Here is a 24441-nt window from a genome sequence, read left to right on the forward strand (position 1 = left end):
GGCGGGTAAGGCCACGCTTTCCAGTGGCCCCGCCTTTTAGCCTTACCCAGGCTGCCGCTAGGGGCCCCAAACAAAACAACTTCACCACAACGGGCACCCCCGCTTTAATCTGGCGCCAAAGGCCGGCGTCGCCGAAGGCGACCAGGCCGACCCCCGAGGCGCAGCCGAGGCCCAGTGCCCCCTCACGCCATGATCAACCAGCCGAAAAGCCCCCGAATACACAGCCTAGCGACGACCACCGACAGCCCAAGCGATCCATGATCAACCCGATCCAAAGCCCCTGAATACACAGCCTAGACCGACCCACTGACAATCCCGCCAACCCGACAGCCTCGCCACCCACACCCAGTCAGCCCGGACAAACCGCAGCCCACCCGCGTCCCCTACCCCCCAGCCCTCCGCGCAATCGCCGCCTCCATCACCTCCAACCCCCCCACATCAAACCCCCGCCCCAACGTCCGCATCAACGAATTCTCCGACGCCCGATAAACCCCCCGCCGACAATAATAAGCCCCCTCATAAACCCCAATAACCCCCCCATCCGGCGTCGCCTCCCCAAGATGCGAATACCACTTCACCCGCCCCGGCAACGTCGAAACATTCGGCTCCACAGGCTCGCCCCCCGTGTACAGGTCATTCGGCACATCGTACTCGTCAGCCAACCCCCCAATGGAATGCCCCAACTCGTGCGCCACAATCTGCCCCGCCTGCGCGTTCCCGCCCGAGGCCGTGGCCACCGTCCCCCCAGCACCCCCGTACTTCGTGCTGTTCCCCACCGCCAACACCTGATCCACCCCCGGCGCCAACGCCGCATACCGCTGTGCCTTCGCTTCATCCACACACAGCAACCGCTCCAACCCATCGCACCAGAAATACATGTCCAGCGCGGTGTTCCGCGACATCCCCTGGCTCGGATCGTTGTCCACACCAGACTGCGCTGACACCACGTTCACCTGCCACACGTTGAACGAGTTCTTCATCGACTTGTACGGCTCGACCTGCGTCAACTCGGCCCACTTGTCCAGCACGTGCCGGTGGTACACCGCCATCTGGCTCGACGTGTACCCGTCACCCACGAACACCAAGTCGAACTTCGAGCTCGACGGCCCGGTTTGCTGGATCGTGACCACCGACGCCGACACCGGTGCCAACGCCACCGCAACAGGCCGTGCAGGCATACGAACCCGGCTGATCGTGCCGTCCGGCGAGAACACCTCCCGCACCACTGTCGGCTGTGCCGCCGCCACGCCAACCGGCTGCACAGCCGCCGCAACCACCGCTGTCACCGCTAATAGAGACTTGATATGCATAGCGCCCCCGGGGACGAGTTGTCCGCCACCGACTCCTTGGCGACGCACGAGGTAGCCCCACCGTAGTTGGCGGACCGCACGTGGGTGATGACACCGCCGGATGGGGCGGGGTGGCCTGACTACTTCCACGCGGCCTGCGAACAAGCGGATTCACTCCACGCGTCCGCTACACCTCAGGCAGCGCCGACTCGATCCGCGACCTTATCGCGGTAGTCGTTCCGTCGCCGCTTCCCCGGTCCTACGCGAAGCAGTACGCCAACTCGTGCGCTAGCGCCTACGGCGTAGCAGATAGGTGTCCATGATCCAGCCCTTGTCCTGTCGGGCCTTCTCGCGCGTTTCCCTTATCTGCTCGGCCACCTCCGTCAGCGGACCGGACACGATGATCTCGTCGGCTGTGCCGACGTAAGCGCCCCAGTGGACGTGCACGTCAGGATCTTCCGCGAAGTGCAGGTAGGCGTCACGGGAGTCGAGCATCACCACGACGTCGTCCACACCATCCGGCCAGGCCTGTTCCAACCGCCGCCCGGTAGTCACCTGCACCGCACCGCCTACCTGGTTCAGCGTCGTCCCGCACCGCGCGGCCAAAGCCGACACACTGCTGATCCCCGCGTGCACGACCACGTCGAAGTCCAGCCGCCCCCGCGCGCGGATGTCGTCGACCACCGAGATGATGCTGTCGTAGAGCGACGGGTCCCCCCACACCAGGAACGCCCCGGTCTCCCCAGGGGCCAAGTGCTCGACCATCAGTTGCTCGCACACGTCGGCCCGCCGCTTGCGCCAGTCCGCGACCGCCTCGCCGTAGCCGGATTCGGTCCGCACCCGCTCCGGGTCCTGGGCGCGGGCCAGCCGGTAGCCGCCCCCGGGCACGTGCGCGTCGAGGATCGCCTGCCGCAGGTCCGACAACTCCCGCGCCGCGTCCGGTTTGTCCAGGAAGAAGAACACGTCGGCCCGGTTCAGCGCGGCCACCGCCGCCACCGTCACGTGCCCGGGATCCCCGGCCCCGATCCCGATGATCTCCACCCGCGTCGCGCCCATGCCCAGACCCTAACCTGCAGGTCGGGGCGCGGGTGACAGGATGGCGCCATGGACAGCGGGCACCGGCGGACCCTCGTGCTCGGCGGGGCGCGTTCCGGCAAGTCCGCGCACGCCGAGGGCCTGCTCGACGCCGACGGCCCCGTCGACTACCTGGCCACCGCCCGCCGCGACCCGGCCGATGTCGAGTGGTCGGCCCGCATCGCCACCCACGTCGCCCGCAGGCCGGACCACTGGCGCACCGTCGAGGTCCCCGCCGCCGGTGACCTGCCCGCCCACCTGCGCGCCGCCCGCCCCGATGCCCCGCCTGCCCTGGTCGACGACATCGCCACCTGGCTCACCGGAGCCCTCGACGACACGGGCTGGGACCGGGCCACGCCGCCCACCCGCGCCAAGGCCGACCTGGTCGACGCCGTCGCGGCCTGCCCTGCTCGGCTGGTCCTGGTGTCCGCCGAGGTCGGTCTCGGGGTCATTCCCGCCACGAGCGCGGGCCGTCTTTTCCGCGACGAACTGGGTGCGCTCAACGCCGCTCTTGCCGAACACTGCGACGAGGTGCTGCTGCTCGTCGCCGGTATCCCACTGAGGTTGCGCTGATGTCCGCAGGCGACGGTTTAAAGCTGTCCTTCCACTGGCTCACCGTGTTGCCAGTGCGCGCCGACAACACTGACGGTGACACGCGCAGGTGGGCCATCACACTGGCTCCTGTAGTCGGGCTGCTCCTCGGCTGCGTCACGGCGTTGTTCTTGTTCTGCCTGCGCGAGGTAGGCCTACCGTCTCTTCTTGCCGGGTTCCTCGCCGTGGGCTTGGGCGCGTTGCTTACCCGGGGTATGCACCTCGACGGACTCGCCGACACGGCAGACGGCCTCGGTTGCTACGGGCCGCCTGAGCGTGCGCTCGCGGTGATGAAGGAGGGGGGCATCGGCGCGTTCGCGGCCATCGCCCTGGTCATCGTGCTCGGTCTCCAGGCGGTGTCCTTCGCGGCCTTGAGCGGGTCCAACCGGCTGTTCGCCGTGGTGCTCGCGCTCACCGTGGGACGGGCGGCGTTCTCTTGGTGCTGCAGGCACGGCATCCCGCCCGCCCGGCCGGATGGTTTCGGGGCACTGGTCGCTGGTACGCAGCCGGTAGCCGTACCGGTTGTCTGGGCGTTCGCCCTGTGCGTGGCCGGTGTGTTCGTCGTGCCCGGGTGGCCGTTGCTGGGACCTGCGGGCGTCGTCGTCGCGGCGGCGGTGGTGGTCGCGCTGACCCACCACCTCCACCGCCGCTTTGGTGGCGTCACCGGTGACGTTTTCGGCGCGAACGCGGAACTGGCCACCACGGCCGTGCTCCTCGTCTGCACCATCGGCTAGCCGAACTCGACAGGCCTACCTGAAGTCCTCGGCGTGGTCAGCCGCCCATTGCGCCAGCGTGCGCGCGGGCTTGCCCAACACCTCCGCCACCGTGGTGCTCGGCGTGTCGGGCGTGGCCGCCGACCTCGCCCAGATCCCCAGCAGCCAATCGGCGACCCCGGCCAGGTACGACGGCATCTGCGCCACCCACACCGACTTCCACTCCTCCGGCGACAGCTCCTCGAACCGGATCTCCCGGCCGATCGCGGCGCCGATCGTCTCCGCTTGTTGGACCTTGGTCAGCGTCTCCGGTCCGGACAGCGTCAGCACCTGCCCCACGTGCCGGTCGGTGCGCAGCGCGGCCACCGCCACCTCGGCGATGTCGAGCTCGTGGATGGGCGCCTGCGCCGCGGCGGCGACGGGCTCGCGGACGACACCCTCGGCGCGGATGAGCGGTGCCCAGCCCAGCAGGTTCGACGCGAACATGCCCGGCCGCAGATGCGTCCACTCCAGGCCGGACCCCTCGACCGCGGCCTCGGCGGCGGCGTGCGAGCCGCCCTCGAACTCACCGCCGTGGCCAACCGCGGCTGATGAAAGCAGCACGGCGCGGGTCGCACCGGCCGCCCTGGCTTTGCCCAGCACGGCGGCCGTCTCGCCAGTGGCCAGCAGGTAGAGCCGGTCGACGCCCTCGACGGCGGCGGTGACCGAGTCGGGGTCGGTGAGGTCGCCCGCGACCACCTCGACCCCGGCCGGGAACGCCACCTCCCCCGGGCGCCGGGTCATGGCGCGCACGTCCTCCCCGGCGGCGACCAGGCCGTCGACCACGCCGCGCCCGACGGTCCCGGTGGCACCGATAACCAGTACTCGCATGTCTCGTCCTCCCTGCAAGATCACAACCCGGTCGACGCTAGTCAGGCTCCGGGTCGGCGCGCACAGGGTAATTTGCACTCGCACACCGAGTTGCCCGTTCGCTGGGACGCCGGGTCGACCGTCCGTCCCAGCGGACCGGCCGGGCTCATCTGTCCACTGAGGACTATTCGGCCACGCATCGGACGGCGGCCCGCGTTGTCATCACACCCGCCTAACCCGACAGGGTGGTTTTCGGCGGGAAATCCCGGGGAATGCGCGCCGTCGGTGATGCGGGGCGCACAAATCGGTTCATACGTGTGGTGGTCGTTCCCCTCGGTTCCGTCATATCGAGTGAACCCGGCCGCGACGGACGATCACGGGTCGGGCGCCCGCCGGATATGCGGTCACCGGCAGTCAGCCAAATCACGATCGGTGGCGGCTCACGGTTGTCGATCAGGGCCTTCTTGCTCGAAAGTGGACAGTCGGCGGGTCGACGCGGCCGTGAGTGACCAAAAGCAGTTATCCCCACCCTTCCGGGGATGACCCCTGCCGTTTTTCTTAACTCTGTCTAAGGTGATCTCAGTTTGCCTCTGCGACGCCAAAGGATTTGGTATGGGCGCGGTGTTTCGATCCGGGGTCCAGCGACACACCCGCTCGGGTGTGCTCAGCCTGACCGCTGTGCTGCTGGCCACCCTGATGCCGCTCGTCGCGCCGTCTGTCGCGCGGGCCTCGGTGCAGAGGTCGTTCGACGCCGTGTTCTCCACAGAGGACAACGGCGCGATCACGCTCACCGGTGCCAGCAACATGGACTGCCCCACGCTGTCGTCGGGTTGCACGTCCGCGCGGCTGGGCACCGCGACCGGTACGTCCAACAACAACAACGTGTTCAACATGGCGTTCGTCGACGTGGACAGCGATTCGTCCACTTCGAACTCGTCCACCGCCACGCTGAACATGCCGGTCGGGTCCACCGTCCTCAACGCGCGTCTGATCTGGGGTGGGCGCAGCGTCGCGGGCACCAACGGCGTGGCTCCCACCAAGGCCGTCAACACCGTCAAGTTCAAGCCGCCCGCCGCGAGCGGTTATTCCACGCTGACCGCGACCTCGCTGATCCAGCCCACCGCGCTGGTCGCCACCGACGGCGGTCCGTACCAGGCGTCCATCGATGTGACCAGCGCGGTGCAGGCCGGTGGCGCGGGCGTCTACAGCGTCGCCGACATCGGCGCGGCCACCGGGCAGGACCGCTACGCGGGCTGGTCCTTGGTCGTGGCCTACCGCAACCCGGCCCTGCCGCTGCGCAACCTGCGCGTGTTCGAGGGCTTCGCCGACATCACCTCGGCCACCGGCAACAGCAGCGTCGACATCCCGGTGTCCGGCTTCCTCACCCCCACCACCGGCAACGTCAACGCCTCGGTCGGCGTCGTGGCCTGGGAGGGCGACTACGGCACCACCGGCGACGCGTTGAAGCTCGCGGGCACCACGCTGTCCGACGCGACGCGACCCGCGAACAACTTCTTCGACTCGCGCATCAGCGACGGCGGTGTCGACCAGCTCGGCCGGAACCCGGCCAACCTGAACAACTTCGGCGTCGACATCGGCCGCATCGCCACCACCAACGTGCTCGCCAACGGCAGCACCTCGGCCACCATCAACCTGACCTCCAGCGGCGACTCGTACTACCCGGGCATCGTCACCAGCCAGATCGACCTGTTCACACCGTCGTTCAACGCGGTGAGCAAGACGGTCACCAACCTCAACGGCAACAACCCGGCCCAGCCCGGCGACACGCTCGAATACAAGATCACCTTCGCCAACACCGGCGCCGACTACGCCGACACGGCGGTGGTGCGCGATGTCCTGGCCACCGGGTTGACCTACCTGCCGGGCAGCCTGTCGGTGCTCACCGACACCGGCGGCACCACCGGAACCAGGACCGACGCGACCGGTGACGACACCGCCGACTACACATCAGCGGACAGAACTGTCCGTTTCCGGGTGGGGTCCGGGGCCACCGCGTCCACGGGCGGCACGATCGCGCCCGGCGGCTCGGTCGTCACCCGCTTCCGGGCCACGGTGAACCGCGCCGCGGCGGGCAGTTCGATCGTCAACACCCCGATCCTCGACTACAAGGCCCGCACGCTCGGCCGCACGTACTCGTTCTCGGGCAACGACGTCAGCACCCCGGTGAGCGCGCTCGCCGACCTCGCCGCCTCGAAGACGGTCGCCGGTTCGACGCAGAACGCGGGCCAGAACGTCACCTACACCATCGCCGCGACGAACAACGGCCCGAACGCGGCCACCGGCGCGACCCTGGTCGACACCCTGCCCACCGGCACCACCTACGTCTCCGCCACCCCACCGGCCGGGGTGACGTGTGTCCCCTTGGGACAGATACTCACCTGTGCGCTGGGCACGGTGGCCAACGGCGCGACCGTGTCCATCCCGGTCGTGGCCAAGGTCAACTCCGACACCGCGGGCGGTGTCGTGATCAACTCCGTGACGGCGTCCGCGAGCACCGCCGACGACGTGTCGGTCAACAACACCGCCACCGCCCCGATCACCGTCACCCAGTCCGCCGACCTTGCGGTCACCAGCTCGCTCACCGGCCCGGTGGTGCCGGGCACCGAACAGGCCACGCTCACCAGCACGGTCACCAACAACGGCCCGTCCGACGCCACCGGTGTCGTGCTGAGCATCCCGCTGCCGGACAACACCTACGTCGCGTGGGCGTCCGACGGCTGCACCGTCGCCGCGGGCACGGTCACCTGCGTCGTGGGTTCCCTCGCGTCGGGCGCGTCCTCCACCGTCACCGTCGTGCTCGGCGTCAACTCCGGTTACACCGGCAACACGGTCGCGGTCACCACGTCGGCATCGTCGAGCACGCCGGACAGCAACAACAGCAACAACTCGTCCACCGCGACCGCGAACACCGCGCCGCTGGCCGACATCGCGGTCACCAAGACCGTCGCCGACAACCCCGTGCCCGCGGGCACCCGGACCACTTACACCATCGCCGTCGCCAACAAGGGCCCCTCGGACGCGGCCAACGTGGTGGTCACCGACCCGGTCCCGCCCGGGGTCACCGTCGTCAGCGCGAACCCGCAGATGGGCACCTGCACCGTGGGCGCGTCCGTGTCCTGCACCCTGGGCACCATCCCGGCGGGCACCACGGTCACCGTGTCGCTGCGGGTGGGCATCGCGGTCAACCGCGCCGCGGGGCCCCTGACCAACACCGCCTCCGCGACCACCAGCACCACCCAGAAGGTCACCACCAACGACTCGTCCAGCGTCACCACCACGGTCACCCGGATCAGCGACCTGTCGATCAGCAAGTCCGCCATCCCGTCCCCGGTCATCGCGGGCGCCCCGCTGTCCTACACGCTGGCGGTGGCCAACAACGGGCCGTCCACGGCGGACTCGGTCGTCGTCACCGACACGCTGCCCGCCGGGCTCACCACCACCGGCCAGCAATCCACCCAGGGCACCTGCACCGTGGTGGTCCAGACCATCACCTGTGCGCTGGGCACCATGGCGCCCGGCGCCACCGCCACCGTGACGATCACCGCCGACACCCCGGGCATCGTGCCCCTGGCGGGCTTCAGCAACACCGGCACCGTCACCTCGGCCAGCACCGACCCGAACCCGGCGAACAACTCCGCGACCTACGTGTCGACCGTGACCGCCCAGTCCGACCTTTCGGTCACCCAGGTCGCCACCGCCGCCCAGGTCGTCGCGGGTACCGGCACCCGGTACACGATGACCGTCCTCAACAACGGTCCCTCGGTGGCCACCGGGGTCACCTCCACCCAGACGATCCCGACCGGGTTCGTGATCAGCGCCATCACCCCGACCAGCGGCACCTGCCAGGTCGTCAACGGCCAGGTGAACTGCAACTTCGGCACCCTGGCAACGGGTGCGGCGGCCACCGTCACCGTCGACGTGACCGTCCCGTCCGGGCAGGCACCCGCCACCACCAACTCGGTGGCCACGGTCGCGTCCACCACGACCGACCCGACCACCTCGAACAACACCACGACCACGCCGGTCGCGGTGCGCACCGCCGCCGACGTCCGCATCGCCAACGTGCAGACCCCGGGGACCTTCCGGGCGGGCGACCCGTTCAGCCGCACCTTCAGCGTGGCCAACTCCGGCCCGTCCGACGCACAGGGCACCGTTCTGGTCGCCGACCTGCCCGCGGGCGTGCTCGACCTGGCCGTCTCCCTCGGCGGCGTCGCCTGCACCGTCAACGGCGGCCGGGTCACCTGCCCGATCGGCACCATGACCGCCGGGCAGACCCTCACCGGCACCGTGACCGGCCGGGTCGCCGCGTCGAGCCCGCCGGGCCCGCGCACGTTCGCCGCCACCATCAGCTCGACCACCGCCGACCCGGTGCCTGCCAACAACACCGTGGCCGCGGCCACCGCCGTCACCGCCTACGCGCAGTTGTCCATCGACCAGACCGTCGACCCGTCGACCCTGGTCGCGGGTTCCCGCGCCACCTACACGGTGATCGGCACCAACGACGGCCCGTCCGACGCCACCACGGTCACCCTGACCTACACGGCGCCGACCAGCCTGCACCTGGTGTCCGCGGTCAGCTCCCTCGGCCCGTGCACCATCCAGGGCCAGGCCGTGACCTGTGTGCTGGACCGGCTGCCCGCGGGCACGGCCGACAACCTGACCATCGTGGCCGACGTGTCCTCGACCGCCACCGGCACGGTGACCACGCACGCCCAGATCGACACGCTCACCCCGAGCCCCGGCGGCGAGAACCAGCTCGACACGCTCGACGCCCAGGTCGTGCAGAGCGCCGACCTGGTGCTGACCGGCACCACGTCGGCCAACCCGGTCCGCGCGGGCACCGCGCAGACCTACACGCTGACCGCGTCGAACGCGGGACCGTCGACCGCGACCAACGTCGTGCTGTCCGACACGCTGCCCACCGGGCTGACCATCCTGTCCGGCAGCCTGGCCACGCAAACCGGCACCTGCACCGCGAACCCGGACGGCATGGGCTTCAACTGCTCGTTCGGCAACCTCGCCCCCGGCGCCTCGGCCAGTGTCGTGGTCAGCGCGCTGGTGCCCGCCGACACGGCCGCGGGCACGGTGCTCACCGACACCGCGGCCATCGGCTCGCCGACCACCGACCCGACCCCGGACAACCGGGCCGTGTCGCTGGCCTCGACCGTCAGCACCGAGGCCGACCTGGCCATCACCACCACCGCCGCGGGCAACGCCGAGGCGGGCAGCAACGACGTCTACACGATCACCGTCGCCAACAACGGGCCGTCGGTGGCCCGGTCGGTCGTCATCGCCGACCCGCTGCCCAGCGGCACCGGCTTCGTCTCGGCCGACCCGGGCTGCTCGTTGGTCGGCACCGCGATCCAGTGCGCCGTCGGCGACCTGACCCAGGGCGCGATCAAGACCGTGAAGGTCACGCTGGTCGTCGCGCCGAACTACAGCGCGCCCACCCTGGCCAACACCGCCACGGTCAGCTCGCCGACCACCGACCCGAGCACGGCCAACAACTCCAGCACGGCCACCCAGTCGGTGAGCGCGAACGCGAACCTGCGCACCGCGATCGCGATCACCTCCGGCCCGGTCGTCGCGGGCACCCCGGTCACCTACCGGGTCACCACCACCAACGACGGGCCGTCGGTCGCGCCTCAGGTCGTCGTCGCCGACCCGGTGCCCAGCGGCACCACCTACGTGAGCGCGAGCCCGTCCTCGGGCGGCACCTGCGTCTTCAGCTCCGGCGCGGTCCGCTGCACCTGGCCGTCGCTGGCGGTCGGGCAGACGGTGACCACCGACATCACGCTCAACGTGGCCAGCAACACCCCGGTGGGCACCAGCCTGGGCAACACCGCCACCGCCACCTCCTCGGTGCCGGACCCGAACCCGGGCGACAGCTCGGCGACCGCCACCGCGACCGTCGGCGCCGTCGCCAACGTGTCCGTGACGCAGACGCTCACCTCGGGCCCCCCGGTCGCGGGCGGCAAGATGACCTGGCAGGCGGTGATCCGCAACGCCGGTCCGTCCTCGGCCTACGGCATCGCCACCAGTGACCCGGCCCCGGCCGGTGTCACCTACAGCAGCGTGTCGTCCACCGTGGGCACCTGCACCATCAACGGCAGCGGCGCCGCTGTCTGCACCGTCGGCACCCTGGCCTCCGGCGCCACCGCCACCGTCACCCTGATCGGCGCGCTGGCCCCCGACTACACCGGGACCGGGGTCACCAACACCGTCACCGTGACGACGACGTCCACCGACCCGGACACCAGCGACAACGTCTCGTCCGCCGTGTCGGACACCTCCAGCAGCGCCGACCTCGGGCTGGCGATGACCGCCCAGCCGGACCCGGTGGTGCCGGGCCAGCCGGTCACCTGGACCGCGACCGTCACCAACAACGGCCCGTCCACCTCGCGCGGCGTCGTGGTCACCGACGACCTGCCCGCCGGGATCACTCCGCAGCCGCAGCCGGGCTGCACGATCTCCGGCCAGCGGGTGACCTGCACGCTGGGCGACATCGCCACCGGCGGCACCGCGACCGCCACCATCCGCGGCGCCCTCGCCGCGAACTTCAGCGGCAACACCCTGCGCAACACCGCCACCGTCACCAGCGGCACCGCGGATCCGAACGTCAGCGACAACACCGCGACCACCGCGACCTCGCCGAACCCGCAGGCCGACCTCTCGGTCAGCGTCGTGCAGCCGACCAACGCGGTCGCGGGCCAGCCCGCCAGTTGGGCGGTCCGGGTCAGCGACGCCGGTCCGTCCGACGCGGCGGGCACCTCGCTGACCATCAGCGTCCCGGCCTACCTGTACAACGCGGCGGCCAGTTGGCCGGGCGGCGTCTGCACCGTCTCCGGCGCGACCGCCACCTGCCCGCTCGGCCTCGTCGGCGCCGGGCAGACCACCGAGGTCACCCTCACCGGCACCATCGACGCGGCCTACAACGGCCCGCTCACCGTGGGCGCCGACGTGGTCGCCCAGACCAACGACCCCAACCTGGCCAACAACTCGGCCAACACCGTGTCCACCACCAGCCAGTCGGCCGACCTGGTCAGCCAGGTCACCGCGCCGGACAGCGCGGTGCCGGGCACCCAGGTCAGTTGGGTGCTGGGCAGCCGCAACCTCGGCCCGTCGACCGCCGTCGGCACCACCCTCACCGCGACCCTGCCGGACGGCCTCAGCGGCGTCACCGCGACGACCGCCGCGGGCACCTGCTCGGTCAGCGGCACGACGATCACCTGCCCGGTCGGCGACATCGCGCCCGGGATCACGGTGATGGTCAACATCTCCGGCACGCTCGCCGCGAACGTGATCGCGCCCGCCGTCGTGGTGGGCGGCTCGGCCAGTTCGACGGTGACCGACCCGAACCAGGCCAACAACGCGTCGACCGCGAGCACCCCGGTCAAGCCGACCGCCAACCTGCACGTGGCCAAGGCCGTCACCAGCGGCGTGCCGGTGGCGGGCGCCCCGATCGCGTTCGCCATCGAGGTCAGCAACGCCGGTCCGTCGGACGCCCAGTCGGTCATCGTGACCGACTCGGTGCCGACCGCCGTCAGCGGTCTCGTCGCCGACACACCGCAGGGCACCTGCGCCATCACCGGCCAGGACCTCAGGTGCGCCCTGGGCACGGTCGCCGCGGGCTCGCCGCCGGTCACCATCAGCCTGCGCGGTGTGCTCGCCGACGGCGCCGGGACCAGCGTGACCAACACCGCGACCGTTGCCAGCGCCACCCCCGAGGTCGACAACAGCGACAACTCCGGCTCGGTCACCGCGTCCTCCACCGGCTCGGCCGACCTGGGCGTCACGGTCACCGCGCCGGGCACCGTCACCGCGGGCCTGCCGCTGACCTACACCGTCACGGTCACCAACAACGGCCCGTCGACGGCGACCGGGTCGAACCTGACCGGCACGCTGCCCGCCGCGCTGACCAACGTGACCAGCGACAACCCGAACTGTCTGAACCTGACCACCTGCAACCTGGGTGACATCGCGCCCAACGGCACGGTCGTTGTCCACCTGACCGGCACCGTCGACCCGACCACCACCGGCACGCTGGAGTCGCGGATCAACACGGGCTCGACCGTGGCCGACCCCGACGGCCGGAACAACTCGGTCGCCACCCGGGTCGACGTCACCTCGTCGGCCGACCTGGGCGCCACCTTCTCGGTGGACCCGCAGCCCGCCGTCCCGGGCACCACCCTGCTCTACACCGCGACCATCACCAGCCAGGGCCCGTCCACCGTCGACGCCGTGGTCACCTTCTCGCCGCTGCCCGACGGCACCGACGTGGCAGGCCCGATCACGTCCAGCCAGGGCACCTGCTCGGTGATCGTCCGCAGCATCGTCTGCGACCTCGGCCCGATCGTCCCGGGCGCCGTGTCGACGGTGCAGATCCCGGTGCTGCTGTCGCCGTCGTACAGCGGCGGCAACCTGGTCAACACGCTGTCGGTGCAGGCGTCGACCAACGACCCGAACCCGGGCAACAACTCCGCCAACGCCGAGACCACCGTGGTCCCGCAGGCCGACCTGGCGCTCGCCCTGGCCGGGCCGGGCACCGTGACCCCGGGCAGCCCGGCGCACTGGGACCTGACCGTGGTCAACCACGGCCCGTCCGACGCGCCGGTCACCCTCGTGCAGGACCTGCCCACCGCCGTCGGTGACATCTCCGTGGTCACCTCGCAGGGCACCTGCACCGTCACCGGCCAGCAGTTGCGCTGCGACCTGGGCACCGTCGGCGCCACCGGCACGGTCACCATCGGGGTCGACGGGATCATCGACCCCGACACGACCACACCCACGCTGACCACCGACGCCGGCCTCGATTCGACCGTGGCCGAGCCGACCAACGCCCAGCCGGACGGCCGGTCCGCGACGGCCACCAGCACGGTGAGCCCGTCCGCCGACACGTTCATCCAGGTCGAGGCGAACTCGCCGACGATCACCCCGGGCACCCGGGCGAGTTGGACGGTCACCGCGATCAACGCGGGTCCGTCCACCGCGCACAACGTCACCGTCACCGCAGTCGCGCCGACCGGCACCACCAACGTGACGCTGACCGGGCCCGCCGGGTCCACCTGCACCGCGGCCACGCTGACCTGCACCGTCCCGGCGCTCACGCCGGGCAAGAAGGGCAGCGCGGAGTTCACCCTGAGCGCCGACGTGCCGTCGTCCTTCGCCGACCAGGTGCTCGACGCGACCACCTCGGTGGCCGCGAACGAGACCGACCCGGAGCCGGGTGACAACACCGCCACCGCCAGCACCCCGGTCAGCCCCGAGGCCGACCTGAAGGTCGCGGTCGACGTCACCCCGCAGCCGATCGTCGCCGGTGGTCCGGTGACGATCACCGCCACGGTCACCAACAGCGGCCCGTCGCACGCCCCGGGCACCACGTTCACCCTGCCCGTCCCGAACGGCGTGCAGAACGTCACCGTCGACGCGCCCGCCGGGGTCACCTGCGACAACACCGTTGCCTGCACGGTCGGCGACCTGCCGGTCGGCGACATCAAGATCGTGCTGCACGGCACCGTGTCGCCCACCTACACCGACAAGTCGCTGACCGTCACCGCGTCGGCATCCTCCGACGCGGGCGACGGCAACCCCGACGACAACACGATCACCACCACGGCCGACGCCGAGATCCAGGCCGACCTCGGGGTCACCGCGTCGGTCAACCCGACGACCCTGGTCGCGGGCTCGCCGGTGACGATCACCGCCACGGTCAAGGCCAACGGGCCGTCCACCGCCAACGACGTGGTCTTCCACCTGCCGATCCCGCCCGCGTTGCGCGACGTCCAGGTGACCGCCCCGAACGGCGTCTCCTGCGACCCGTCGGTCAACTGCTCGATCGGCACGATGGTGCCCGCCGCCGAGTCGACCATCACGGTGCGCGGCACCCTCGCGTCCGACTACACCGACGGCGACCTGTCGCTGACCGCGTCGGTGAACTCGTCCACCCCGGACGACAACACCGCCAACAACACGGCCACCATCACCGCGGCCGCCAACTCGTCGGCCAACCTGTCCGTGGTCACCACGGCCGACCCGACCCCGCTCACCGCGGGCTCGCCGGTCACGCTGTCCTCGCGGATCCACAACGACGGCCCGTCCACCGCGACCAGCGTGGTGTTCGGCCTGCCGGTGCCCACCGGGCTCACCGACGTCGTCGTGTCCGCCCCGAGCGGCGTGACCTGCGACAACACCGTCAAGTGCACCGCGGCCACGCTGGCCCCGGGGCAGGACCTGGTGATCGTCGTCGGCGGCCGGGTCAAGCCGGACGTCACCGACAGCAGCCTCACCGTCACCTCGAACGTCACCTCGCCGGTGACCGACCCGACACCGGCGGACAACTCCAGCACCGTCACCGCCGGCGTCGGGGTCGCCGGTGACGTCAGCGTCGCCCTCGCCGTCGACCCGAACCCGCTGGTCGCCGGGTCGCCGCTGACGGTCACCGCGACCGTGCACAACGCGGGTCCGTCCACCGCCACCGGTGTCACCTTCACCCTGCCGGTGCCCGCGGGCCTCGTCGGCATCACCGTCGTCGCGCCCAACGGCGTGACCTGCGACAACAGTGTGTCCTGCACCGTCGGCACGATCGGCCCGGACACCGACACGGTGATCACCGTGCGCGGTCGGGTCGCGCCCACCTACACCGGTCCGGCCATCGCGCTCACCGGCACCGCGAACACCGGCAGCCCGGACCCGACCCCGGCCAACAACTCGACCACGGCCACCACCCCGGTCGGCGCCAACGCGGGCCTGGCGATGAACTTGGTCGTCGACCCGGCCACCGTCACCCCGGGCACCCCGGTCACCGCCACCGCCACGGTGCACAACGGCGGGCCGTCCACGGCGGCCAACGCCGTGGTCACCATCCCGGTCCCGGCGGGCCTGACCACCGTCACGGTGACCGCGCCGAACGGCGTGACCTGCGACAACACCGTCCGGTGCACCATCGGGGCGATCGACCCGAACGCCGACGTCGTGATCACGGTGACCGGCACGGTCGACCCGGCCTACGCCGCTAACTCGATCACCTTCACCGGCTCGTCCACCTCGGACACCCCGGACGGCAACCCGGCCGACGACTCGGCCACGGTGACCAAGCCGGTCGCCGCTGCCGCCGACCTGGGCGCCGCGATCACGCTGAACCCGACCAACCCGGTCGCGGGCAAGGCGGTCGACATCACCGCCGACGTGGTCAACCACGGCCCGTCCACCGCGGTCGGCGCCACGCTGAACATCCCGGTGCCCGCGGGCATCACCAACGTGACCGTGTCCGCGCCAGCCGGCGTCACCTGCGACAGCGGCGTGTTCTGCACCGTCGGCACGCTGGCACCCGGCGCCTCGACCAGGATCGTGCTGCACGGCACCGTCGCGCCGGACGTGACCGCGCCGGTCAGCGTGACCGCCACCGCCACCTCGCAGACGCCGGACCCGACGCCGGACAACAACTCGGCGACCGCGACCGGCACCACCGGCAGCAGCGCGGACCTGGCGTTCACCGCCCAGGTCACGCCGAACCCGATCACCGCGGGCACGGCCGTCACGGTCGCCACCGCGCTGACCAACAACGGGCCGTCCACCGCCACCTCCGTCACCTTCTCGGTGCCGGTCCCGAACGGCGTCACCAACGTCACCGTGGACGCGCCCAACGGCGTGACCTGCGACAACACCGTCAAGTGCACCGCCGGCTCGATCGCGCCGGGGACCACGGTCAACGTGGTCGTGCACGGCACGGTCGCGCCGAACGTGACCGCGCCGGTGACCTTCACCGGGTCGGCGTCCTCGCCGGTCACCGACCCGAACACCGCGGACAACTCGTTCTCGACGACCGGGAACGTCACCACCGCGGCCGACCTCGGGGTCACCGTGAACTACGCCCCGGGGGCCGTGGTCGCCGGGGCGCCGGTGGCCGCCACCGTGGTCGTGCGCAACGCGGGCCCGTCGACCGCCGCCGGGACCACCGTGTCGGTGCCGGTACCCGCCGGGCTCACCAACGTCACGGTCGACACCCCGAACGGCGTGACCTGCGACAACACCGTGTCCTGCACCTTCGGCAACCTCGCCCCGGGTGCGTCGGCGCAGATCACCGTGCACGGCACCATCGCGCCGGACTACGCGAAGCCGGACCTCGCGCTGACCGCGACCGCGGCCACCACGGCGACCGACCCGTCGGCCGCCGACAACACCGCCACCGCGACCGCGCAGGTCGGCACCGCCGCCAACCTCAAGGTCAGCTCCACGCTCGACCCGACCACGCTCACCGCGGGCTCGCCGTTCTCGTTCGTCACCACGATCGACAACAGCGGACCGTCCTACGCGGCGGGCACCACGTTCACCCTGCCCGTCCCGGCGGGGGTGACGGGGATCGAGGTGATCGCCCCGGCAGGCGTGACCTGTGACAACACGGTCAAGTGCACCGTGGGCGCGGTCGCGCCGGGCAGCCCGGTGAAGATCGAGGTGCGCGGCACCGTCGACCCGGCCTTCACCGGCCCGTCGATCAGCCTGACCGCCTCCGCCGGGTCCAGCACGACCGACCCGGACCAGACCGACAACTCGACCACGGTCACCGCGAACGTCTCCGTGGCCGCCGACATCAAGGTCGTGGTCAGCCCGAACCCGCTGAGCGTCGCCTCGGGCGCGCCGTTCTCGGTGACCCTCACCGCCCGCAACAACGGCCCGTCCACCGCCACCGGGGTCACGCTGAACCTGCCGATCCCGAACGGCGTCGAGAACGTCACCGTGATCGCCCCGAACGGCGTCACCTGCGACAACACCGTCGCCTGCACCGTCGGCACGCTCGCGCCGAACACCCAGGTCGACGTGCAGGTCCAGGCCAGGGTCGCGCAGTCGTTCACCGGTAACCAGATCGTCTTCACCGGCGTCGTCGCCTCGCCGACACCGGACCAGAACACCGGTGACAACACGACCACCATCCCGCTGCAGACCAACGCGACCGCCGACCTGAGCGCGAGCACCGTGGTCAACCCGACCACCGGGCTCATCGCCGGGCAACCGGTCACCGCCACCACGACGATCCGCAACGCCGGGCCGTCGCAGGCGGTCGGCGCGACGTTCACCCTGCCGGTCCCGGCCGGGCTGACCGACGTGACCGTGGACGCGCCCGCGGGCGTCACCTGCGACAACACCGTCAAGTGCACCATCGGCACGATCAACTCCGGTGACCAACTGGTGATCACGGTGCACGGCACGGTCGACCCCGCCTTCACCGGCTCGTCGCTGACCCTGGACACGAACGTCAGCTCGCCGACGCCGGACCCGGACCCGACGGGCAACTCCAGCAGCACCACGGTGCCGGTTGGTGTCAACGCCGACCTGGCGGCCAAGCTGACCGTCAACCCCTCGTCGCTCACCGCCGGGTCCGCGTTCACCGCGACCGCGACGCTGACCAACGCGGGCCCGTCGACCGCCACGAACGCCACCTTCGCGATTCCGGTTCCGGCCGGTGTCGGCACCGTGACCGTCGAGGTGCCGTCCGGTGGCGTCACCTGCGACACGACCGTCAACTGCACCGCGGCGACCGTGCCGCCGGGCGCGAACGTGGTGGTCATCGTCCGCGGTACGGTCGCCCCGGACTTCACCGGGAACTCGCTGCCGTTCCGCGCCACCGCGTCCTCGCCGACGCCGGACGCCACCCCGGGCAACAACTCGACCAGCTACGACGCCGCGACCGCGAGCGCCGCGGCCGTGTCGGTCAACACCGTGGTCGACCCGGGCACGCTGACCGCGGGCTCGCCGTTCACCGCGACCACCACGATCCACAACGACGGTCCGTCGGTGGCCGCCGGTGTCGCGCTGAACTTCCCGATCCCGGTCGGCGCGCAGAACATCCAGGTCACCACCCCGGCCGGGGTGACCTGCGACAACACCGTCAGTTGCGCCGTCGGCCAGATCGCCTCGGGCGCGGACGTGGTGGTGGTCGTGCGTGGCACGGTCTCGCCGAACTACACCGGCTCGACCATCACCTTCAACGCCACCGAGACCAGCTCCACCCCGGACCCGGCGCAGGCCGACAACAGCGCCAGCGTCGCCGCCCCGGTCGCGGTCACGGCCGATCTCGGGGTGGCGGTCACCGCCGACCAGACCGCGGTGACCGCGGGCTCGCCGATCGCCGTCACCGCGGCGGTCAGCAACGCCGGTCCGTCGACCGCGACGGCCGTCAAGGTCACCCTGTCCGTGCCCGCCGGGCTCACCAACTTCACGGTGGACGCGCCCGCCGGGGTCACCTGCGACAACACGGTGGCCTGCACGATCGACTCGATCGCGGCGGGCGCCACCGTGGCGATCACGCTGCGCGGCACGGTCGACCCGACCTTCACCGGGCCCGGGTTGTCGTTCACCGGTGCCACGTCCTCGGCCGCGGGTGACCCGTCCTCGGCGGGCAACACCGCCACACTGGGCGTCCCGGTGTCAGTGGCCGCCGACCTGGCCGTCACCTCGCTCACCGCGCCGACCGCGGTCGCGGCGGGCACCCCGGTGACGATCACCGCGACCTTGCGCAACAACGGCCCGTCGACCGCGACCGGTGCCACGTTCAGCCTGCCGGTGCCCGCCGCCGTCACCGGGGTCCAGGCCACCGGCCCGGCCGGGGTCACCTGCGACACGACGGTCTCCTGCACCCTGGGCACCCTCGCGCCGAACGCCGAGATCACCATCGCGATCACCGGCACCGTCTCGCCGACCTACACCGGGTCCGGCCTGACCTTCACCGGCGCGCTGAGCTCGCCGAGCCCGGACCCGACCCCGGGCAACAACACGGCCACCGCCACCACGACCACGTCGGTCACCCCCGACCTGGCGGTCACCAGCACGCTCGACTCGCCCACCGTCACCGCGGGCACGGCGATCAGCAACACGGTGACCATCAAGAACAACGGGCCGTCGGCCGCCGGGGCGTTCACCGTCAACCTGGCCGTCCCGGACGGCGTGGACAGCGTGAACGTCACCGCGCCGAGCGGGGTGACCTGCGTGGCCCGGTCGCTGTCCTGCTCGGTCGACGGTCTGGCGCCGGGTGCCTCGCTGGACATCGTGATCTCCGGGGTGGTCGCACCCGACTACACCGGCCCGCAGTTGTCCTTCGTCGCCAACGTCACGCCGCCCGCGGGTGACGTGAGCAGCGCGGACAACACCGCGACCGCCACGGCCACCGTGTCCGCCTCGGCGAACGTGACCCTGACCGCGGCGCTCACCCCGAGCCCGCTGACCGCGGGCTCGCCGGCCAAGATCACCGCGAAGATCACCAACACCGGCCCGTCCACGGCCACCGGGGTCACCTTCACCCTGCCCATCCCGCCGGGCATCCAGAACGTGGTGGTGACCGCGCCGAACGGCGTCACCTGCGACCCGACGGTCAGGTGCACCGTCGACACCCTGGCGCCGGGCGCCTCGCTCGACATCACCGTCGACGCGCTGGTCGCGCCGGACGCCAACCCGGCCGCGATCACCCTCACCGCGAGCGCGGGCTCCGCCACCCCGGACCCGGACCACGGTGACGACCAGGTGGTGCTGAACTCGAACGTCACCGCCTCGGCCGACCTGTCGCTGAAGACGACCTTCGACCCGGCCACGCTGACCGCAGGTTCGCCGTTCACCGCCACCACGGTGATCAGCAACGCGGGCCCGTCCACCGCGACCGGGGTGACCTTCACGCTGCCGGTGCCCCCGGGGGTCGAGGGCGTCACGGTCACCGCCCCGCCGGGTGTGACCTGCGACAACACCGTCAAGTGCACGATCGGCGACGTCGCACCCGGCACGGACATCACCATCGTCGTGACCGGCAAGGTCAGCCCGACCACCACGCAGGCCCCGACGTTCACGACCACCGTGTCCTCGCCGACCCCGGGCCCGAACCAGGGTGACCGCACCGTCACGACGACCCCGCCGCTGACCGTCAGCTCCGACCTGGCCACCACGCTGGTGCTCGACCCGACCGCCCCGGTCGCGGGCACCGCGCAGGCGGCCACCGTGACGGTCCGCAACAACGGCCCGTCCACGGCGACCGGCGTGGTCGTCACGATCCCGGTGCCGAGCAGCCTGACCGGGGTCACCTTCCAGACCCCGACCGGCGTCACCTGCGACGCGACCGGCACCTGCGTGATCGACAACGTCGCGCCGGGCACCGCCGTGGCCATCGTGCTGCGCGGCACCGTCGACCCGGCGGCCACCGGCAACCTCACGCTGAACGCCGCGGCGACCTCGGCCACCACGGACCCGACGCCGACCGACAACAGCGCCGGGGTCAACGCCCCGATCGCCGCCAGGGCCGACCTGGTCGCCGCGGCCACGGTCACCTCCACCAACCCGACCGCGGGCTCGCCGGTCACGATCACGGCCACCGTCCGCAACGACGGCCCGTCGACCGCCACCGGGGTCACGCTGACCGTGCCGCTGCCGCCCGGCCTGCAGAACGTCCAGGTCACCGCCCCGGCCGGGGTCACCTGCGACCCGACCGTCGCCTGCACCATCGGCACGCTGGCGCCGGGCAAGACCGTCACGGTGACCATCCAGGGCACGATCGCCCCGGACGCGGGCGGCCCGCTCGACCTGACCGCCACGGCCGCGTCCGACACCCCGGACGCCGACCCCAGCGACAACACGGTGACCGCCACCAGCGCCGTGTCCACCACCGCCGACCTGAAGCTGACCAGCCAGATCACGCCGGACCGGTTGGTCGCGGGCTCCTCGGCGACGATCACCACGAACGTCACCAACGCGGGTCCGTCGACGGCGAACAACGTCGTGGTCAGCGTCCCGGTGCCCGCCGGGCTGCAGGACTACGTGGTCACCGCCCCGACCGGGGTCGACTGCGACACGACGGTCAAGTGCACCATCACCTCGCTGGCCCCCAACGGGTCGGTGCAGATCCTGGTCACCGGCACCGTCGCACCCGAGCAGACCGCCCCGCTGAACAGCGCCGTGACGGCCACCTCGGACGCCAACGACCCGAACGAGGCCGACAACACCGTCACCCTGTCCGAGCCGGTGGCCAGTGAGGCCGACCTGTCGCTGGTGATGAACTTCCAGGCCGCCAGCCTCACCGCGGGCAGCCCGGCGGTCGTCATCGCCAAGGCCCGCAACGCGGGCCCGTCGACCGCGAAGACGGCCCGCCTGGCGCTCGGCCTGCCCGGTGAGTTCCAGAACATCACCATCGTCACCCGCAACGGCGTCACCTGTGACACAACCGTCCAGTGCGAACTGGGCGACATGGCGCCGGGCGCGGAGATCACGGTCGAGGTGCACGGCGTGTTCAGCTCCGACGTCGCCGGGGACGCCACCGTGGTCGGCCTGGTCGAGTCGCCGACGCCGGACCCGGTGCCGGGCAACGAGTCGGTGATCGTCAGCCAGGCGGTCAACAACAGCACCGACGTCTCGTTGACCAAGACCGCGCCGAGCCAGATCACCGCGGGCCAGGACATCACCTGGAACCTGGCGGTGCACGTGGACGGCCCGTCCGACGCCCGTGATGTCGTGGTGGTCGACCCGCTGCCCAAGGGCGTCACCCCGGTGACCGCCGACCCGGCGTGCGCCATCGACAACGGCACCGTCCGCTGCCCGCTCGGCAACCTCACCCAGGGCACCGACCGGACGCTGACCATCACCGCGCACGTCGACCCGGACTTCGGCGGCGACCAACTGGACAACGCGGCCTCGGTGACCACGTCGAGCAACGACAGCGACGTCACCAACGACACCGCGACGGCCAGCACCGATGTCCGCAAGGTCGTCGACCTGGGCATCGACAAGACGCTGTCGCCGCAGCCGGTGGTCCCGGGCCAGCAGGCCACCTTCACCCTGGAAGTGGTCGACTTCGGCCCGTCGACCGCGACCAACGTGCTGGTCACCGACCCGATCGGGGCCGGGATGACCCCGGTGTCGGCCACCTCCACCCTGGGCGACTGCGCCATCAACGGCCAGATCGTCACCTGCACCCCCGGTACGGTCACCACCGACGACGACGTGTTCATCACGATCGTGGTCGACATCGACCCGGCCTTCGTGCCCAACGAGGTCAGCAACACCGCCACGGTCGTCTCCGACGTCACCGACGCCGACCCGTCGGACAACACGGTGTCCATCGCGGGCTCGGCGGCGCCGCTGACCGACCTGACCATCGGGATGACCGCCGACCAGACCGGCTACCACCCGGGCGACCCGATCACCTGGCTGCTGACCATCACCAACAACGGCAGCTCGCAGGCCCGCGGCGTGGTGGTCACCGACCAGTTGCCCGCCTCGGTCGGCAACGTGACCGTGCCCACCGGGTGCACCCTCACCGGCCGGGCGCTGGTCTGCTCGCTGGCCGACCTCGCCGCGGGCGACAGCACCACGCTGACCGTCACCGGCGTGGTCAACGCGGACGCCACGTCGGGCACCATCCTCAACACCGCGTCGGTGGCGTCCTCCACCGCCGAGCAGAACCCGAGTGACAACCTCGCCGGCACGACCAGCACCCTCAACGCCCAGGCCGATCTGGTGGTCGGCAAGGCGGTGGAGAACGGGCCGGTCGTCGCGGGCAAGGACACGACCTGGTTGATCACGGTGCAGAACGTCGGCACCGGTGCCGCGGCCGACGTCCAGCTCACCGACGCCCTGCCGTCCGGCGCGACCTACTCCTCGGCGACCGGCGGTACCTGCACGGCCACCGACGACGTGGTCCACTGCTCGATCGGCACGGTCGCGGCGGGCACCACGACGACGGTCCGGGTGGTCGCCGCGATCGACCCGGGCTTCGACGGGGACACCATCACCAACTCGGTGGTGGCGACCTCGGTGTCGCCGGACGCGAACACCGCGGACGACACGGCGGTGACCACCGACCCGATCCGCAGGCAGACCGCGCTGGCCGTGGTCAAGACCGCGGACAAGACCAAGGCCACCGTCGGCGACCAGATCAGTTGGCTCGTGTCGCTGTCCAACACCGGCCCGTCCACCGCGCCCGCCGTGTCGGTCACCGACAAGCTGCCCGCCGGGGTCACCCTGATCACCGCGATCACCAGCACCGGCACCTACGACCCGGCCACCGGCGCGTGGCGGCTCGACGCGATCGCCCCGGGCGAGCAGCCCACGCTGCGGGTGACCGCCCGGGTCGACAAGGCGGGCTCGTTGGTCAACATCGCGTCGTTGACCGCCCAGGACGTGCTCGACTCGGCCTCGGCCGATGACACGGCCAGCGCCACCACCGAGGTCTCCGCCCAGGGCGGCACCGAGACGTCGACCTCGGCGGCCACCACAACCACAGCAAGTCCGACCACGACGACCACGACGACCACGTCGGCCACCGCGAGCCAGCAGCAGAACCTCAGCTACACCGGTGTCCCGGTGCTGCGGTGGGTGACCATCGGTCTGTTGCTCACCGCGGCGGGTGTGCTGCTGGTCTTCCAGTCGCTGCGGCGGCGGCGAGGTCGTCGGTCGTGAGCGGGGCGGTCCTGCTCACAGCCCGGTCGGCGCCCGGCCCGACCCGGCGCGGCCCGCACGGCGTGCCCGGGTGGGCGGAAGGAGGGAACGCGGTGACGCGGATACTCGTCGCCGAAGATGATCCGGACGTGCGGGACCTGCTGGTGTTCAAGCTGGTCCAGGCGGGGTACGACGTGACGGCCGTCGGCACCGGGCAGGAGGTGCTCGACGGCGCCCCGGCGGTCGACCCACAGCTGTTCCTGCTCGACGTGACGCTGCCGGACATGACCGGGCTGCAGGTGTGCGCCGAACTGCGCGGCGTGGCGGCCACCCGGGACACCCCGGTGGTGCTGCTGACCGGCCGGACCCTGGAGTCGGACATCGCGGCCGGCCGGGACAGCGGGGCCGACGACTACATCTTCAAACCGTTCAGCCCGCGCGACCTGGTCGGCCGGATCGAGGCGCTGTTGGCCGCGCACGGCGAGGCACCGGATCGGTGA

7 protein-coding genes are annotated in these 24441 nt (G+C 71.4%); 4 read left to right on the plus strand and 3 right to left on the minus strand.

The genetic code is table 11. From position 1 onward, the window contains the following. Positions 1 to 383 precede the first annotated feature (383 nt). Both H504_RS35765 and cobF read right to left on the minus strand, forming a co-directional pair. Positions 384 to 1310 (minus strand): M64 family metallopeptidase, encoded by a 927-nt coding sequence (locus tag H504_RS35765; RefSeq protein WP_035304787.1) that lies wholly within the window; start codon positions 1308 to 1310, stop codon positions 384 to 386. Positions 1311 to 1577: 267 nt separating this feature from the next. Continuing rightward, the gene (gene cobF / locus H504_RS0118025; RefSeq protein WP_035304788.1) at positions 1578 to 2345 is read right to left on the minus strand and encodes a precorrin-6A synthase (deacetylating); all 768 of its coding nucleotides are present in this window, start codon (positions 2343 to 2345) and stop codon (positions 1578 to 1580) included. Positions 2346 to 2393: 48 nt separating this feature from the next. On the opposite strand from cobF, the gene H504_RS0118030 reads away from it, so the two are divergent. Next, positions 2394 to 2936, plus strand: a complete 543-nt coding sequence (locus tag H504_RS0118030) for a bifunctional adenosylcobinamide kinase/adenosylcobinamide-phosphate guanylyltransferase (RefSeq protein ID WP_026423906.1) — start codon at positions 2394 to 2396, stop codon at positions 2934 to 2936. Further along, positions 2936 to 3688, plus strand: coding sequence for an adenosylcobinamide-GDP ribazoletransferase (gene cobS, locus H504_RS0118035; protein WP_026423907.1), 753 nt, complete (start codon positions 2936 to 2938; stop codon positions 3686 to 3688). The genes H504_RS0118030 and cobS overlap by 1 nt, the downstream gene beginning before the upstream one ends. A 15-nt stretch (positions 3689 to 3703) precedes the next feature. Here the strand turns inward: cobS and H504_RS0118040 are convergent, their stop codons facing one another. Then, on the minus strand, positions 3704 to 4537 hold the full coding sequence (locus H504_RS0118040) for an NAD(P)H-binding protein (protein ID WP_026423908.1): 834 nt from the start codon (positions 4535 to 4537) through the stop codon (positions 3704 to 3706). Positions 4538 to 5128: 591 nt separating this feature from the next. On the opposite strand from H504_RS0118040, the gene H504_RS0118045 reads away from it, so the two are divergent. Then, positions 5129 to 23962 (plus strand): CARDB domain-containing protein, encoded by an 18834-nt coding sequence (locus tag H504_RS0118045; protein ID WP_026423909.1) that lies wholly within the window; start codon positions 5129 to 5131, stop codon positions 23960 to 23962. Continuing rightward, on the plus strand, positions 23959 to 24441 hold the full coding sequence (locus tag H504_RS0118050; protein ID WP_245614326.1) for a response regulator transcription factor: 483 nt from the start codon (positions 23959 to 23961) through the stop codon (positions 24439 to 24441). Before H504_RS0118045 ends, H504_RS0118050 begins: the two co-directional genes overlap by 4 nt.

The sequence above is a fragment of the Actinokineospora inagensis DSM 44258 genome (genome assembly GCF_000482865.1).
GTDB classification, from domain to species: Bacteria; Actinomycetota; Actinomycetes; order Mycobacteriales; family Pseudonocardiaceae; genus Actinokineospora; species Actinokineospora inagensis.

What these genes read in the sequence shown, in the direction of transcription:
- H504_RS0118045 (WP_026423909.1), top strand. Translation starts at nt 5,129, where the DNA reads ATGGGCGCGGTGTTTCGATCCGGGGTCCAGCGACACACCCGCTCGGGT.
- cobS (WP_026423907.1), top strand. Translation starts at nt 2,936, where the DNA reads ATGTCCGCAGGCGACGGTTTAAAGCTGTCCTTCCACTGGCTCACCGTG.
- cobF (WP_035304788.1), bottom strand. Translation starts at nt 2,345, where the DNA reads ATGGGCGCGACGCGGGTGGAGATCATCGGGATCGGGGCCGGGGATCCC.
- H504_RS0118030 (WP_026423906.1), top strand. Translation starts at nt 2,394, where the DNA reads ATGGACAGCGGGCACCGGCGGACCCTCGTGCTCGGCGGGGCGCGTTCC.
- H504_RS0118040 (WP_026423908.1), bottom strand. Translation starts at nt 4,537, where the DNA reads ATGCGAGTACTGGTTATCGGTGCCACCGGGACCGTCGGGCGCGGCGTG.
- H504_RS35765 (WP_035304787.1), bottom strand. Translation starts at nt 1,310, where the DNA reads ATGCATATCAAGTCTCTATTAGCGGTGACAGCGGTGGTTGCGGCGGCT.